Origin of the sequence: Streptomyces sp. NPDC088246, assembly GCF_044741025.1 — a bacterium.
Taxonomy (GTDB): domain Bacteria; phylum Actinomycetota; class Actinomycetes; order Streptomycetales; family Streptomycetaceae; genus Streptomyces.
This window is the reverse complement of sequence record NZ_JBIURV010000019.1, coordinates 176,053-192,433: the sequence shown is the minus strand read 5'-3', so window position 1 is coordinate 192,433 and position 16,381 is coordinate 176,053. Positions and strand designations below refer to the sequence as shown.

At 70.0% G+C, this 16,381-nt stretch carries 8 protein-coding genes and 2 pseudogenes; 5 read left to right on the top strand and 5 right to left on the bottom strand.

Annotated features, from left to right (window positions below; genetic code table 11):
• Nucleotides 1-157: 157 nt before the first annotated feature.
• Nucleotides 158-352: a hypothetical protein gene (locus ACIPEK_RS25790; protein ID WP_402000326.1), complete on the bottom strand. Its 195-nt coding sequence runs from the start codon at nucleotides 350-352 to the stop codon at nucleotides 158-160.
• A gap of 304 nt (nucleotides 353-656) precedes the next feature.
• A complete protein-coding gene (locus tag ACIPEK_RS25785) occupies nucleotides 657-1,160 on the bottom strand; it encodes a MarR family winged helix-turn-helix transcriptional regulator (RefSeq protein WP_402000324.1) in 504 nt (167 codons plus the stop codon).
• 81 nt (nucleotides 1,161-1,241) lie between these two features.
• On the opposite strand from ACIPEK_RS25785, the gene ACIPEK_RS25780 reads away from it, so the two are divergent.
• From ACIPEK_RS25780 to ACIPEK_RS25760, 5 genes and pseudogenes are all read left to right on the top strand, one after another.
• Nucleotides 1,242-1,793, top strand: a complete 552-nt coding sequence (locus ACIPEK_RS25780) for a carboxymuconolactone decarboxylase family protein (protein WP_402000321.1) — start codon at nucleotides 1,242-1,244, stop codon at nucleotides 1,791-1,793.
• Nucleotides 1,794-2,058: 265 nt separating this feature from the next.
• A complete protein-coding gene (locus tag ACIPEK_RS25775; RefSeq protein WP_402000318.1) occupies nucleotides 2,059-4,011 on the top strand; it encodes a hypothetical protein in 1,953 nt (650 codons plus the stop codon).
• Between the two features lie 127 nt (nucleotides 4,012-4,138).
• A pseudogene (locus ACIPEK_RS25770) lies at nucleotides 4,139-4,579 on the top strand (oxidoreductase); the annotation flags it as partial.
• A gap of 478 nt (nucleotides 4,580-5,057) precedes the next feature.
• Nucleotides 5,058-5,465, top strand: a pseudogene (locus ACIPEK_RS25765) (XRE family transcriptional regulator); the annotation flags it as partial.
• A gap of 75 nt (nucleotides 5,466-5,540) precedes the next feature.
• A complete protein-coding gene (locus ACIPEK_RS25760; protein WP_402000315.1) occupies nucleotides 5,541-6,263 on the top strand; it encodes a TetR/AcrR family transcriptional regulator in 723 nt (240 codons plus the stop codon).
• 242 nt (nucleotides 6,264-6,505) lie between these two features.
• Here the strand turns inward: ACIPEK_RS25760 and ACIPEK_RS25755 are convergent, their stop codons facing one another.
• The 3 genes from ACIPEK_RS25755 to ACIPEK_RS25745 all read right to left on the bottom strand — a co-directional run bounded on the left by ACIPEK_RS25755 (nucleotide 6,506) and on the right by ACIPEK_RS25745 (nucleotide 16,160).
• On the bottom strand, nucleotides 6,506-8,542 hold the full coding sequence (locus ACIPEK_RS25755) for an ATP-binding protein (protein ID WP_402000312.1): 2,037 nt from the start codon (nucleotides 8,540-8,542) through the stop codon (nucleotides 6,506-6,508).
• 189 nt (nucleotides 8,543-8,731) lie between these two features.
• Complete coding sequence (gene pulA, locus ACIPEK_RS25750; protein ID WP_402000309.1) at nucleotides 8,732-14,044, bottom strand: pullulanase-type alpha-1,6-glucosidase; 5,313 nt, start codon at nucleotides 14,042-14,044, stop codon at nucleotides 8,732-8,734.
• A 409-nt stretch (nucleotides 14,045-14,453) separates the two neighbouring features.
• The gene (locus tag ACIPEK_RS25745; RefSeq protein WP_402000306.1) at nucleotides 14,454-16,160 is read right to left on the bottom strand and encodes a carbohydrate-binding module family 20 domain-containing protein; all 1,707 of its coding nucleotides are present in this window, start codon (nucleotides 16,158-16,160) and stop codon (nucleotides 14,454-14,456) included.
• Between the last annotated feature and the right edge of the window lie 221 nt (nucleotides 16,161-16,381).

Sequence of the window (16,381 nt, the reverse complement as noted above, 5' to 3'; positions counted from 1 at the left end):
GCCTTCAGCTATGGGGGAGTCGGTGACTGACGACAACGCGGGAAGCGTGCGTGCCAGGGCGTGGCCGCCCGGTCGGAGGCCACCCGACAGGCTCTGAGTCACACTCCGCCGCCCCGGAAGGCCGCGCGGCCCCGGTGGGGTCGCGCGGCCACAGGAGTTACGGAGCAGTGCTCAGGTGCAGTGCCGTGGCCCCCGGATGCGGCGTGGCCCGGGACTCGAGCACCTTTACCCGTACCGCAGTGGCCGTGGCCGGCGCGGTCAGGGGCCGGGTACGGCGGTGGCCGATCGTCGTGCCCTCGGCGATCCGCTGCCAGGTCCCGCCGATCCGGGCCTCGACGGCGAACTTCTCCACCCGGGGGTCCGCTCCTCCTTCGGCGTCATCTGCCACCACGCATGAAGCAGGTTCCATACGGTCCGGGCGGCATGCGCCCGCTCATCGACTTCGGCGCGCAGAGCAGCAGGCAATGCCGGCCGGGCACGATGCCCGAACCGCCCTTTCGGCACCGCCTGCTCGCTCATGAACGAGAAGCTGACACCGGCTCGCGACACCTCAGCGAGCCTGATCGTCTACGCCCGAACCTAGTTGCATAGTGACCACAACCTATGCGTTCGCATGTTCATCGACCCAAGGAATCGCCACAGAACGATCAGTCGGGTCAACCCGTGAACCACCCCGCCGCATCGAGCCGGAACGCACTCGCGGGCGCCATCGCACGCAGATCGGCCTCCATCGCGCGCACCCGGTCGGCACCGAGCGCCCGGACCCACTCGCCGCGCAGCCGGTCGAACCCCTCGGCCGATCTGACCAGGACGTCGATGCCCCGCGCGGTCAGCCGGACCAGCTTGCGCCGCCCGTCCCGGGGATCGTCGACACGCTCCACGTACCCGAGACCTTCGAGCTTCTCGACGGTCTTCCCGGCAGCCTGCTTGGAGACCCCGAGCCGTCGGCCGATCTCGCTGGCCGTCGCACCGTCACGGCCGACGGCCTGGAGCGCGAAGCCGTACGCGGGCCGCACGTCGGGGTGGCCGTGCTCGGCCAGCTCGCGGTGCAACTCGTCGATGATCGAACGGAATCCGGCGAACAGCAGCAGGGGCAGCTCGAAGCCCGCCCCGTCACCCGCGGACGACCGCGCGCCCGGCTCGCCCTCTCGCTCAGCCATTGCGAAACTCGACAACCTGGTTTACTTTTTCGTCAATCACGTTGTCGATTTTAGCGTGAGCATCCACAGGAGAGGTCAGCCATGTCCACATCCGCATTCCCCGACCACACCCTCGAATCCGCCCCCGCCGCCGCCCGCCGCACCATGGAGGCGGTGACGAAGAAGCAGGGGTATCTACCCGCCGCCGTCGCCCGGCTCGCCGCATCACCGGAGCTGCTCGACGGCTTCCTGAAGATCGGCGCCATCTTCGAGTCCTCCACCCTGGACCCGCTCTCCCGAGAGGTCCTGATCATGACGATGGCGACCCGCAACGACTGCCACGTCTGCGTGGCGATGCATACCGCGAAGCTCACCGCACTCGGTGCGGACCCCGAGCTGATCACGGCCCTGCGCGAGCCGGAGGCAGGCACACTGCCCGATGAACGACTCGAATCCGTAAGGCAGTTCACCCTTTCGGTGATCGCGACGTCCGGAGCTGTCGACGACAAGACACTTCAGGCGTTCCTGGCGCACGGGTACACCGCCCGCAACGCACTGGAAGTGGTCCTGGGCATCGGCGCGTACACGATGTCGACGCTGGGCAACCGGATGACCGGGGCGCCACTGGATCCCCAGATGACGGCCTTCGCCTGAGACTTGCGCATTCCGTCCGGTTTACGGATGGAGCTTCCCACGAATTCCGCGACCGACTGAACGGACCGCGCGCCGGGGATCCACGCCCTCCACGGCGGCGACGCCCCCGACCGCTTCCGCGTCACCGGCACCACCGGCCGGGCCGGGCGGGAGGCTGTCTACCACCGGCGGGCAGCGGATGGCAGCTGTCGTGAGCGGGTGCCCCGGTGCATCGCACATGAGCGCACCGGGGTGACCATCGCACGATTCGCTCGTTCTGTTGAACGTGCGCCCACTGCCAGAGGTACCTTCCGCAGCAGCCCCGGCCGGTGTGGAGCAGTCCGGGGCCGCGCTCGTCGAGCACTACCCGCGACTCGTCCGGCTCGGCTATCTCGTACTGCCGCCGTCCCTCGGCTGCCATCGCCGTGTTCTGACGGCGCACGCCCTGGCCCAGCGGGCGCTGCTGTCGGGACGCGGGGCAGGGTGTGGGGTCGAGGACGGCGTTCCACCACTGCGCAGGTCCGCCGACGCGGTGGTGGTGGTGGACCCGTCCTACGCGTACGTCCGCGGGAGGGTGCTGCGTGGGGCGCTGGAGGCGGGCCGTCCACTGCGCCGCGTCCGGGTGGCACCCCTCCTTCCGCTGGTGTGGGGGCTGCGGCTGTTCCCGCATTCCGGCGGATCGGATGAACTCGCCCTGGAACAGGCCCTGTCGGCTCTTTCCGCTCCCGCCCGTGCCGCCTGCGTGCTGCGCGGACTGGAGCGGCTGCCCGATGCGGAGGTGCGGCGGGTCCTCGCCGCTGCCGGGGCGGCCGACCCTCATGCCGCGCTCGCGGAGGCGGAGGGGGTTTCGGCGCCGTACGCGCTGCTCGACTCCCCGGAGTTCGACCCCTGTTCGCTCCAGGCCCGACCACCGGACCTGCTGCGCCGCCGACAGCACGCGAAGGCGGCGGTGGCGGCCGTCGCGGCGCTGCTGGTGTGCGGGGCGCTGCTGGGGCTGCCGGGCAACGGCTGGGCGGGCAACGGCTGGGGGCGCGGCACTTTGCCGGTATCGCCGTACTCCCGTAACGCTGCCGCCGAACAGGCCCTGGATCCGGGTGCGTTGCACCGGGTGTCGGCTACGTTCTGGCGGCGCTCGCCCCGTACCGATTTCACCTCCTGGCCCACCCGTGGCGACCGTGCCAAAGACACCCGGCTGCTGCGCCGAGCGCTCACCGTATGGGCGCGTCCGGACGGCGCGGTGCGTGCGTCGGCGACTCCGAGGACACCTGTCGGCCCGCCGATGGGTGCGCCGCAGCTGCTGTACGCGGGCGAGGTGGACCGGGCGACGGTGGTGCTGTTCTACGACGGGCTGCGCATCGTGCGGTACGCGGAGCCGCGTGACGCCTCTCCGGCCGGGGGCGTGGCGCTCGACTTCGCCCGGGTCGACGGTGCGGACATGGCCTCGGCGGGCGCCCTGATCGCGGGCCGTACGCGCGACCGGGTCCGCTATCTCACCGCGCCCTGGGTGCATGCGGTCTCCGTACGGAATCTGCTCGCGCCGGGCAGCGCCCCGCGGCCGCTGGGCCGCACCCCCGACGGCGTGACCGCCGCGCTGACCAGCCCCGCGACGGCCGGGAGCTGCCGCGCCTGGGATGCGATCGAGCTGCGCGACGGCTCGGCGACGCGTCTGATGACGGACCTCGGCGAGCTGGCCCCCGCCCGGCTGACGTCGGGCCCGCCGTCCGCGGCGCACGATGTCTCCGGGCGGGCGGAGCGGGACAGCTGGGCGCGGACCGCCTGCCTGCTGCCCTCGGTCCGTTCGCACGGCGTGCGGTCGGTGAACTCCTGGCAGTACGCCGATCAGTTGCTGCCCGAGGACAACGGCTCCGCGCACTGGCTCTGCACCAGGGCGGAGACCTGGCGCGGCACCGGAAGCCGGGTTCTCGCCCAGTTCCAGGCCGTGTCGGCACCGTCCGTCGCAACAGGCGGCCCGCCCGGGGCGGTCGCGGCCCGGGCCGAGGACACACCGGCCTGCGGGATGCGCGATCCACGGGTGCTGGCCGGGGTGCTGTGGAAGTCACACGGCGGACGCTGGTACGTACTGGCCGCGGGCAGCGAACAGTTCGCCTCGCTGACCACCTCGGGCGGGGTGGAGGGGCGGTCCGACAGCCGTCTCCTCGCCGTACCGGCCAGGGCGGGCGACCGGGCACGGCTGAACGGGACGCTGACGGACGGCAGTCGGGTGGGTGCCCTGCGCTGACGCCCGGCCAGCAAACCGACAGCAACAACCCCTCGCAGGAGGGCAGTACGGCCCAGGAAGTCGCCTATCTCGTCCACTCGCCCGCGGTCACGGCCGCCGAGGCCCGTATGACGGGAACCAGCTGACCATGCCCCTCCCCCTGCCCCGCCTGCGCACCGTCGTCCTCGTCGCCGGCGCCGCACTGCTCGCGAAGCGGGCAATGCGCCACCGCATCGAGAACTCCCCGCTCTGGCCGCTGCCGGCCCTGGAGAACCCGGTCTCGGGCCACTCCTACCGCCGTTCCACCACCACCCGCCGCCTGCTGACCGCCGAACGGACCGCCCCCGCCGATGGCGTGGTCCAACTCCGCCTGGAGGTCCCCGACCTGCCCGCCTGGCAGCCCGGCGCGCACGTGGACCTCCTGCTGCCTTCCGGTCTGGTCCGCCAGTGCTCCCTCTGCGGGAACCCGGCCGACTCCGAGACATACACCATCGCGCCCTGCCTGGTCGAGGACGGCCGGGGCGGCTCCCGCGAGGTCCACGACCGGCACCACGAGGTCGAGGAGATCGAGGTCCGCGCACCCCGCAACCACTGCGTGCCCCTGGGCCTCGGCGGCGAGCGTCTGAGCGGGAGTGAAGTGAAGACGGGCCTTGTGGCTACGCTGACGCTTCATATTCCCTCCCCACCCAGCTCGCTGGCTGATGCCGCCATCGTAGTGCTGTTGGTGCGTGCCACCACGAACGCCCGCTGGTGCACTCCCCCGCCGATGGTCGCCCTGTCCAAGCCGGGCAACAGCCGCAATCGCGTCAGCTCGTATCGCCCACGCCGCGAGTACACCGGCCAAGCCAACCGCGCCATCATGCACGGCCTGTTCTCGTCCCGCTCACACTTCGCCGGAAGCTGCGGCGGGGCACCGCTGACCGTCGTACACCAATGCGTTGGCCCGCGTCCACAACGACGGAGCGGGAGGTCATGACATGGATCCGGAAGGTCTGACAGGAACCCACGGCGTCGGTCCCGCCGTTCCAGGACCGCAGATGAAAACTCAGTCCGCCGGCCGGAGCTATGCCGGTGTATGGCTGTCGAGATACGAATACTTCTCTTCCGGCCGTGAGTCCGCACACGAGGGCAAGCACTACGTGATCCTGGTACAGCACGGAAACCGGATCACAGGCCGCAGCCTGCCAGGGGCCTCATCCAACGCCGACAGCCCGCTCACGCTGGATCTGACGTCAGACCAGAATGTCATCACAGGGTCGTGGACCGAACAGACAGCCTCCAACGGCTATTACCAGGGCGCCGGATACCACGGAGCGCTGCAACTGCTGGCGGAGCCGACCGGCCGCCGTCTGGCCGGGAAATGGGTTGGCTTCGGGAAAGACTTCGACGTGAACACCGGCCCATGGGAACTGCGACTCATGGATACGTCCACGAGTAAGGCAACACTTGAGCAGTACAGCCGCATTCCCGAATGACGGCGGAACCCAGGCACAGGGGGCGGCGGCCGCCGAAGTCCGCTCCCCACCGCCCCACTGGGTACCCTGTCCACCATGACGACCGGGGTGCGGCGCAGGATGGGCGTCGAGGAGCGCAGGCAGCAGTTGATCGGTGTCGCGCTGGAGTTGTTCAGTCACCGCTCCCCGGACGAGGTGTCGATCGACGAGATCGCGGCCGCTGCGGGGATCTCGCGGCCGTTGGTCTATCACTACTTCCCGGGGAAGCAGAGCCTGTACGAGGCGGCGCTGCGGCGGGCGGCCGACGACTTGGCGGCGCGGTTCGTGGAGCCGCGTGAAGGACCTCTCGGGGAACGGCTGTTGAGGGTGATGAGGCGGTTCTTCGACTTTGTCGAGGAGCACGGTCCGGGGTTCTCGGCGCTGATGCGGGGCGGGCCCGCGGCCGGGTCGTCGGCGGCGAACGCGATGATCGACGGGGTGCGGCAGGCGGCCTGCGAGCAGATCCTGGCCCATCTGGGGGTCGAAGCTCCTCCGGCACGGCTGGAGTTGGTCGTGCGGTCGTGGGTTTCGCTGGCCGAGTCGACGGCGCTGATCTGGCTGGGCGGCCGGCGGATTCCGCGCGAGGAGCTGGAGATGCAGCTGGTGCACGACTTCGCGGCGCTGGCCACGGTGAGTGCCGCGTACAACACGGAGATGGCGGGCATCGTGTTTCGGGTCTTCGCGCAGGAGCCGGCGGACGGACCGTTCGGGGAGCTGTTGAACCGGCTCTCCGCTCTGGCGCCCGCAGCGCCGGCCGTTCCCGTGCAGCGGCTGCCGTAACGGCTGTGCGGGCTCGGCGCTTGCGGTAGGACAGGTCCAGATCGCGGGACTCCGCCGACGCGTGGACGGTGACGCCGTCGACGGGCTTGAGGTGGGTGGCCAGTAACTCCGTTACGGAATCGGTCGGTTGCGCCTTGAGCTCTTCGGTACGGCCGGTTCTCGGACCTCACATTTACGCTGATCGGCATGACCGCACAAGAGGATTCGTTTCTTGATCCGGACGCTCCGGGTGCCCTCAGGCCCTACGTGAGCAGTTCGCCCTGGAGCGCGGCCGCGAGGCCCACCTCCGCGTTGTCCGCCCGGCCCCTTTCGAAGGCGCGTTGGTAGGCGGCGTCGCCGACGGCCGCGCGGGCCTGGCGTTCGCAGGCCTCGCGCAGGGGGCCCAGTTCCGGGGTGCCGCGTTGCGGGTGGCCGACCATGCGCCAGTAGACCTGCCCCGTGCCGTACACCCGGGCGGCGCGGGCGCCCGCCCCCTGGGCGGCGATCGCCGCGGCCAGAATGTCCAGGCCGAGCGCGATACCGAAGCTGTCCCGGAGGCGGTGCTTGCCCGCGAGCATCGAGCGGGCGTGGGCGGCGGAGGCGTTTGCGTCGCCCTGCAGCAGGGCGATCAGGGCGAGTTGGTAGTCGACGTAACTACGGGTCCAGCACTCGTCCTGGGCCTCGCAGGCCGCGCGCAGGACCAGGGCCGCCGCCTCCGCCTCGTCCAGCCGTCCCAGGCTGGTGAGGGCGAAGACGGTGATGAGCCGGCAGCGCAGCCGGTAGGCCGTTTCGAGCGGGGTGGCGGTGCCTGTGGTGCGCAGTACCCGGTCGACCTGGCGGAGGCTCGCCTCGGGGCGGCCGGTCATCAGATGGGTGAGGCCGCACAGATAGGCGGCGGCGAGGATGCCCTCGTCGGCCCCGTCGCGGGCCGCCGCCCTGGTGCACTCCCTGCCCAGGCGCCGGGCGGCCGGGTAGTCGCCCTGGAGCATGACGGTGATGCCCAGCACCCACAGGGCGCGGGTGCGGTGGGGGCCTTCGGCCGGTCCGGCGTCCAGGGCGCGCTGGGCGTATTCGCGGGTCTGCGGCAGATGGCCGCAGCAGCACCAGAAGAAGCCGATCCGGCCCGCCATTTCCTGGGCGGCTCCGGTGTCATGGGCCAGCAGGTGGTCGAGGGCGGCACACAGGTCGGCGTGCGACTCGGCGATGCGGTGGTACCAGATGATCTGTTCGTCGCCGGTCCAGCCCGCGTGGGCGTGGCGTGCAAGGCTGAGGAAACTGGCGGCGTGCCGGTCGGCGGCGGTCCGTTCCTCGCCGAGCTCGGCGAGCCACATCCGTCCGTACTCGCGGATGGTGTCGAGCATGCGGTGCCGTACGCCGTCCCGTCCGACGACCGACTTGGCGACCAGGCCGTTCAGTGCCTCGGTCACGCCGTCCTCGGTGAGCGGCCCCTCGGCGCAGATCTCGCGGGCCGCGGCCTCGTCGAAGTCGCCGCGCAGGACGGTCAGCCGGGCCCAGAGCAGCCGTTCCAGCGGTGTGCACAGCTCGTGGCTCCAGCCGATGGCGGTGCGCAGGGTGCGGTGGCGCGGCAGCCGGAGCGATTCGTCGGTCGGTACGTCGAATCGGGAGCCGATCCGCACGGCGACCTGCTCGACGGTTTCCCGGCAGAGGGCTCCCGCCGCGAGTTCGATGGCGAGCGGGATGCCTTCGAGGCGGCGGCAGATCTCGGCGGCGGCCTCGGCGTTGCCCGGCGCGTCGAGTGCGAGCCCCGGGGCTGCCGCGGCTGCCCGGTCCCGGAACAGTGTCAGCGCGTCGGCCGCGCCCTCGACGGGCAGCGGTTCCACCTCGACGATCTGCTCGCCCTTGATGCCCAGGGGCTGCCGGCTGGTGGCGAGCACGGTGAGGCCGGGTGACGTGGTGAGGATTTCGCCGAGCAGATGCGCGCACGTGGAGCGCAGATGCTCGCACGAGTCGAGGACCAGCAGCAGTTCCTTGTCGACGAGCCATTCGCAAAGAGCGTCGATGGGCATGCGCAGGGTGTGATCGGAGAGCCCGACCGCGTCGGAGACGGTCGCGATGAGCAGTCCGTCGTCGTGGAGCGGTGAGAGATCCGCCCACCGGGCGCCGTCGCGGTGTCCGGCCGCCGCGTGCCGGGCCGCTCGGACCGCGAGCCTGGTCTTGCCGACACCGCCGCTGCCCGTGAGGGTGGTCAGCCGGTGCGCGGCGAGGCTGTGTTCGAGCCTGGCAAGTTCCGCTTTCCGTCCGACAAAGCTCGTTGTCTCCTCGGGGATGTTGCTCGCCATGGTCACCGTCGCTGAAACAGGTGGACCGGCCGGTCCCGGCCCCTGATTCCCGTACTGCGCAGGCATGGGAGGACGCCTGGCGTACCGGAGAGGGGCCGGGACCGGCCGGGGGGTAGGAGGGCACGCCCGGGAGTGCGGTGCTGCGGCACTCCCCGGCGGCTGCTGCCTCTCAGCGTAGTCCCGTACGGCTCAGCTCAGGGTAAACACCGCCACTGTGCGTCCCGGAAGGGTGAAGCTTCCCGAGCTCCTCTCGTACGTCGACTTCTTGACGGTAGAGTCCGCGCCCGCAGCCTGGACAGGATGCAGGATGTACTGCTGCCCAGCCAGGCCGGCGATCTTCTGGGTCTCGGTGCCGGGGGTCGCGTTGAGGACGACCACCAGCTTTCCGAGCCTCATCGTGATCACACCCGGTGTCTCGTCCTTCCCGGAGAGCGGGAAGGACAGGGCGGACTGGACCTGCTCGGTGGTGGAGAGGTCGAAGTCCTTCTCCGTGGAGCGGATGGTGAGCAGGTCCTGGTACGCGGCGGACGCGCCGTTGATCTGTGCGCAGCCGGGGCTGAGCGCGGCCCCGGTCAGCAGCGGCCTGGCATAGGACCACTTGGACTCGTTGTCGGCGGCCGGGGGCAGTCCGCGGCCGAAGCCGTTGCCGTCGCGGCAGTCCCAGTGCAGGGCGTTGAACCAGTCACCGCTGTCGTACGAGTTGCGGTCCAGGGACTTGGAGCGCAGCAGATCGGTGCCCGCCTGGGAGAGCGAGGGCCCCTGCGAGAGGGTGGCCGTCGCCATCGCCAGGACCTGCATACGGGCCCGGTCCGCCGCTGATGTGCCCGCCGGGAGCTTGAACGCGAGTGCGTCGTAAAGCGACTCGTTGTCGTGGGCGTCGGCGTAGGCGAGGGCGTCACCGGGGGCCGCGGCGTATCCGGCCGGGGCGCCGTTGTAGTCGACGCCGGACCCCTTGACCGTGTTGCCGGAGGAGTCGGTGAAGGTGTAGTCGGCGAGGTTGCCGGTGAGGCCGACCTTGATCAGGTCCTGGTAGTGGAGCAGCCGGGCCTTCTGTTCGGCCTTCGTGCCGTTGGCGGTGGAGGAGTTGGGGTCGGTGTAGAGGCCGGTGGCGAAGCCCTGCACGCCCGGGTCCTCGTCGAAGGGGCTGCCGCCGCGGACGGCGTCGCGGGACCGGTCGGAGAAGGTGGCGATGCCGGTGCCGGCCATGTTCTTCTGGGTGGCCTGGACGAAGCGGGCGTCGTCGGCGATCTCGCCGAAGTTCCAGCCCTCCCCGTACAGGATGATCTTCTTGCCGTCGACGCCGTCCTTGGCCAGGGTCAGCGCGTCGAGCGCCTTGCGGACGGCGAGGATGTTGTCCTTCGGGTGGTGGCCCATCAGGTCGAAGCGGAAGCCGTCGACCTTGTACTCCTTGGCCCAGGTGACGAGCGAGTCCACGACGAGCTTGCCCATCATGGTGTTCTCGGGTGCGGTGTTGGCGCAGCAGGTGGAGGTGGCGACGGTGCCGTCCTCCAGCAGCCGCTGGTAGTAGCCGGGCACGATCCGGTCGAGCACGGACTTGTCGTCCTGACCGGAGGCGACGGTGTGGTTGTAGACGACGTCCATGACGGTCCGCAGCCCGGCACCGTTCAGCCCCTGCACCATCTGCCGGAACTCGACGGTGCGCTTGGTGCCTTCCGGGTCGGAGGCGTACGAGCCCTCGGGGACCGTGTAGTGCAGCGGGTCGTAGCCCCAGTTGAACCCGTCCCTCGCGGCGGCCTTCGCCACGCACGCCTGCTGCTCCTCGGAGTCGGGGGCGTACACGGACAGGTCGCAGGCCGGCTTCTGCTGGGCCGACTTCTTCTCGGGAATGGTGCCGATGTCGAAGGCGGGCAGCAGATGGACGTAGCTGGTGCCGGAGCCGGCGAGCTCCTTGAGGTGTTTCATCCCGTCCGAGCGGGTGTCGGTGAAGGCGAGGTATTCACCGGGGTGCTTCGAGGTACGGTCCGCGATCGAGAAGTCGCGGATGTGCAGCTCCTGGATCCGGGCGTCACGCAGTGGGACGGCGGCGGGCTTCTTCAGCCCGGACCAGCCTTTCGGCGCGAGGCCCGGGTCGTCGAGGTCGACCACGAGGCTGCGCGCGGAGTCCGTCGTCAGCGCGGTGGAGTAGGGGTCCGTGACCTTGTTGGTGACGATCTTCTGCACGGTGGGCGCCCAGACGTCCACCACATAGCGGTAGGGCTTGCCCGTCCACTTCTTGGTGCCCGTGACGGACCAGACGCCGGTGCGGTCGTCACGCCGCATCGGGACGCTCTTCCCGTCGAGTTCCAGGGCGACGGTCTGCGCGGTGGGCGCCCAGACGGACAGCGTGGGGCGGCCGTGGTCGAAGACCGGGCCGAGCGAGGCGGTGGCCGCGTTCTTCCCGTAGAGGTCGTCGAGCACTCCCGCGCTCTGTACGCCGGTGGCGGCGAGCAGCGCACCGTTGGCGGCGCGCTGGGTGGCGATCAGCTGGCCGCGCAGCGCCTCACGCACCCTGTCCCGGTCACGGACGTCGACGGTGAACGCCGGATAGTCCTTGAGGTGCGGGTACTTCGCCTTCTGCGCGTCGGTCAGCGCGGACGGTGCGAGCCGCAGCCACTGCCCCTCGTCGGAGAGCGCCCCGTCGACGACGGAGATACCGCCGCCCGATGCGTGGACGAGCTGCTGGCTGGTGGCTTCGGTCGCCTTCACCTTCCACACGACGGTGTCGGAGTCGATCCACTGCGCCTCGGCCCTGGTGAGGTCGGGTGTGGGTGCGCCGCCGGTCTGCGGCAGCAGATAGCCGGGGGTGGAGCCGAGCATCCAGACCTCGTGCCCATGGGTGGCGATGTCGAGCGACTGGTCGCTGGGGAGGTCCTTCTCGTCGCCCTTGTGCAGGATGTAGCTGAGCGAGGTCGCGCCGTCGGTGAGCGGCACCTCGAAGGTGACGCCGGAGGCGTCCTTCTTCACCGGCTGGAGCGGTTTGGCCCAGTCGGTGGGGTCCTTGGCGCCGGTCCAGGTGTGCAGCCCCCAGCCGTCGTAGTCGCCGTCGGCCCGGTAGTAGTGCAGTACTGCCTTTGTGGTGTCCTGCGGCGGGTAGGCGCCGTCAGGGGTCTCGTCGGCCTGGCCGTCCTTGCCCCGCTCGATCCAGACCTGTCCGGTCTTCGCGAGGTCGACGGTGCGCCGGGGACCGTCGGCGGTGCCGGACTTCTCCACGGTGTACGGGAGGGAGGAGGCGCCCTCGTCGAGCTTGATCCAGGCGAAGGCCCCGTAGGCGTCCCGCCCGGTGAACCCGGCCGACTTGTCGCCCGCCTGGATCCGCCAGCCGTCGTAGTCGCCGTCCGTACGCCTGTAGTGGACGACGGCGTAGTCGCGCTCGACCGCGACGGGCTTCTCGGCGGCGGGTGCCTGTCCCGCGGTGGACGAGGCGAGGGCGCTCGCGGTTCGGCCGGCACGGTCGACGACAACGGCCTTGTACCGCAGGGGGGTTCCGGCGGGCACCGGGTCGCCCACGGTCTGGGTGACCTTGTACGGGGCATGGTCGGCGGAGCCGAGCGTGACCCACTTCCCGTTGCCGGTCTGGGCGGCGAAGACAACCCGGTTCAGCTGTCCGCCGTCGACGTCGGCGGAGATCTCGACGGTGCCGGTGGCTCCGGCGCCGGGCGCCTTCAGGGTGACCGAGGGCCTGGTGGTGGGGTCGCCCATCGCCTTCCCGGCGCGCAGCACGATGCTGGAGAGGGCCGGCACGGTGACGGTGAGCTTCTTGTCGGCGCCGCTGCGGACCGTACCGGAACCGCCGTACAGGGTAAGAAAGTTCATCCCGGCCGACGCGGTGGGCAGCTCGACCGTCCTCGACGCGGTGCCGTTGTTGGTGGCGACGAGGTACTCGTTCGACCGCTTGGGGTCCGTCCGCGAGAAGGCGTAGACGGATCCATCCGCGTACCGCTCGGTCTGGACGCCGTCACGCAGCGCCGGGTTCTCCTTGGTCAGCCTGGAGAGCGCGGCGATGTTCCGGTACAGCGGGTGGCGGGTGTCGTAGGCATCCGAGGCGTGCGTACGGCCGGTGCCCAGCTGGTCGTCGTCGAGGTAGTCGGCGGTCTTCGAGGCGAACATGGTCTGGCGGGCGTCCTTGTCGCCGCCCGCGCCGGTGAAGCCCTGCTCGTCGCCGTAGTAGACGACGGGGTTGCCGCGGCTGAGGAACATCAGCTCGTTGGCGAGCTGTGCGCGCTTGACGAGTTCCGCGTCATCGGCCTTCGGGTTGTCCTGCTTCAGGAAGGAGCCGATGCGTCCCATGTCGTGGTTGCCGAGGAAGGTGACCTGCTCGTAGGCGTTGGCCTTGTCCGTGGTGTACCGGTAGTCGTCGCCGAAGACGGCGGCGGGTTTCGAGGCCGGGGCGCCCTGCGAGGCGTACTGGCGTGCCGCCTCCTGGAACGGGAAGTCGAGCGTCGCGTCGAGCCGGCCCCGGGTGACGTAGGGCGAGGTGATGGCGGTGTCGGCGGAGTAGACCTCGCCGAACATGAAGAAGTCCTTGCGCCCGCGCTTGGCCGCGTAGGCGTCCAGAGCGGTCGCCCACCGGGTCCAGAAGTCCAGGTCGACGTGTTTGACGGTGTCGATCCGGAAGCCGTCGATATCGAAGTCCCGGACCCACTTCTCGTAGATCTTCTCCATGCCGGAGACGACCTCTGGCCGCTCGGTCCACAGGTCGTCGAGGCCGGAGAAGTCGCCGTACGTGGTGGACTCGCCGGCGTAGGTCGAGTCGCCGCGGTTGTGGTACATCGTCGGGTCGTTGAGCCAGGCCGGGACCTTGCTCCCCGTGTTCTTCGGTGTGTACGGGAAGGAGTCCGCGTCGACCTTCGCCAGGCCCTTGCTGTCGTCGAACGGGCGGCCGTCCCGGTCGAGGTACGGGTAGGCGCCCTTCGGCTTGTACCCGTACTTCTTCTCGGCGTAGTCGACGGTGTCCGCGGTGTGGTTGGTGATGACGTCGAAGAAGACCTTCATGCCCTTGCCGTGGGCCTTGTCGATCAGCTTCGACAGGTCGGCGTTGGTGCCGAAGTGCGGGTCGACCTGGGTGAAGTCGGTGATCCAGTAGCCGTGGTAGCCGGCCGATGCGTCCTTGCCGGTGCCCTGGACGGGGCGGTTCTTGAAGATCGGGGCGAGCCAGATGGCGGTGGTGCCGAGGCCCTTGATGTAGTCGAGCCGCTCGGTCAGGCCCTTGAGGTCGCCGCCCTGGTAGAAGCCCTTGTCCGTGGGGTCGTAGCCGGTCTCCAGACGTGAACCGGTGAGCCCGCCGCGGTCGTTGGAGGTGTCTCCGTTCGCGAACCGGTCGGGCATGACGAAGTAGAACTGTTCACGCGTCAGGTCGTGACGGGCGGGCTCGGCGGCGAGCGCCGCGTCCGACGGCGGGCCCGGGGGCCTCGGCGCGGCGGACGCGGATGCCGCCGGAACGACGGGGAGGAGCGCCGCGCAGAGTGCGGCGACGGCTCCCCGTCTGAGGGTGGAACGGGACACGGGCGGGTTCTCCTTGGTTGCGAGGGCTATGGGGTTCTCGGGGTGGACGGTCTTGTGGGGTGGAGCGGGGGCCGGGGGTCCACCAGGGCGTCTCCTCGGACGCCGCAGACTCCCCGACACCGCAGGGGAACGGTGCAATTACTGCGTCGTCCTGCGGGGACCGCCCTGGTACACCCCCGCCCCGGGGTGCCAATAGGCCTCCGTGCCGGGGCGACCACGTCCTGTCGGACGGCGCGCCGGGAGGAGACGTGTCGGGGCGATCCCCGCAGGGTGACGCAGTAATAGGACGGTTCGCCACGGTGTCGGGGAGTCTGCGGCACCCGAGGAGACGCCCCGATGCGGCACCGACCCCCGGTTCAGCCCCCGGACCGGGACGACATGGTCAGCCGCCCCGGCCCGGCCGCCGGGCTCAGCTTCGCCAGACGTCGCTCGTCAGCGACACCTTGCCCGACGACGGCACCGTCGCCGTACGGTTGGCGCCGCTCTCCCACGTGACGGCGCCGCTCGCGTCCTTGCGGACGTACTTGTACTCGAACGACGTACCGGCGGGCATGCTCACGTCCAGATTCCAGACCGGGTACGTGGCCGGGTCGAGCTTGAGCGCGCTGCCCGTGTTCCAGTTGCCGAGCGCGGACTGGTTCCCGGTGACGTAGATGTTCTGGCCGAGCTGGGTGGTCGCGTTGACACCGAAGGAGGCGCCGGAGGTACCCGCGCCGGGGTCGGTGGTGCCACTGCCGGTGCAGGTACGCGCGTTCACCTGCAGCGCGACAGCGGTGTTCGCGCCGAGCGTCGCGGTGAACCGGCCGGAGCCGTTGACGGTGACGCCGTTGCCGGACTGGATGTCGCAGTAGTCACCGGCGGGCAGCGACGTCTGGAACGTACGGGTCAGCGAGGAGCCCTCCTGGTTGATCGCGACATACGCCTTGGAGCCGCGGCCGAACGCGATCTGGTCGCCGCCGTTGTCCCACCAGTTGGTGACGGCCTCCCCGCGCGCGGTGTTGCGGAAGCCGACCATGGAGGAGATCTCGCGCCAGGCGTGCTGGCACTTCCAGCCGTCGCTGTAACAGGCGTTCACCGTGCCGCCGCCAGGCGGACCGGCGTCCTTGTCGGTCCACTCGTAGCCGGAGTGGACGTCGGGCGAGCCGTACGGCCACGCCAGCATGAAGACACTGGCGAGGGTGTAGTTGGCACCGTCCTTGTAGTTCAGTGTGTCGCCGCCGCGCTCGGTGTCGTGGTTGTCGACGAAGACCGCGGCCTTCGACGACGGCATGAAGCCCCAGCCCTCGCCGAAGTTCTTCAGGTAGGCGAGGTTCTCGTTGCTGAAGACCTGCTTGAGGCTGCGGGCGTAGCGGAACTCCTGGACGTCCCCCGTACCGGTGTACTCGTCGGGCGAGACCGCCTCGCCCGCGCCGTAGATCGCCTCCTGCTTCCAGTAGACGCCGGGGTTGCTCAGCCGCGACTTGATGTTGGCGAGGTCGGCCGCGGGCATGTGCTTGGCGGCATCGATGCGGAGGCCGTCGACGCCGAGGGAGAGCAGGTCGTTGAGGTATCCGGCGATCCTGCCGCGGACGTACTCCTCACCGGTGTCCAGGTCGGCGAGACCGACGAGTTCACAGTTCTGGACGTTGGCCCGGTCCTGGTAGTTGCTGATCTGCGCGGTGCAGTCGTCCATGTCGGCCGCGGAGTACACGCCGGGGTAGTTGTACTTGGTGTACGAGGAGCCGCCGGTGCCGGTGCCCGATCCCGCCGACATGTGGTTGATGACGGAGTCGGCCACGACCTTGACGCCCGCGCTGTGGCAGGTGCTGACCATGTTGGCGAAGGAGGCGCGGTCGCCGAGCCGTCCGGCGATCTTGTAACTGACCGGCTGGTACGAGGTCCACCACTGGCCGCCCTGGATGTGTTCCTGCGGCGGCGAGACCTGTACGTAGCCGTAGCCGGCCGGGCCGAGGGAGTCCGTGCACGCCCTGGCCACGGAGTCGAACTTCCACTCGAAGAGAACGGCGGTGACGTCCTTGTCGCCCGGGGTGGAGGCCTGGGCGGTCGTGGTGGGGGCCACGAGAGCGGCGGCGCCTGCTATCAGGGCGAGCGCTGCAGACAGTGGTCTGCGTGCCATGTTTCCTCCTGCTGTGGGGGAAATGCGGGTGACGGTGCAGCCTCACGTGGCAACGCGCCCTGCCCTCAAGGCTCCTGAAGGTTCTTGCTGCAAGAATGCAAACCTTGCCGCGGTGGAGACCGTACGAGCCCGTCCGGTCTCGGTCAACCCTTTGGACACCGCCCGCTTACATCCACGAAATCCAGCAGTTTTCTTTCTGCAAGGTCTTACGCAAAACATTG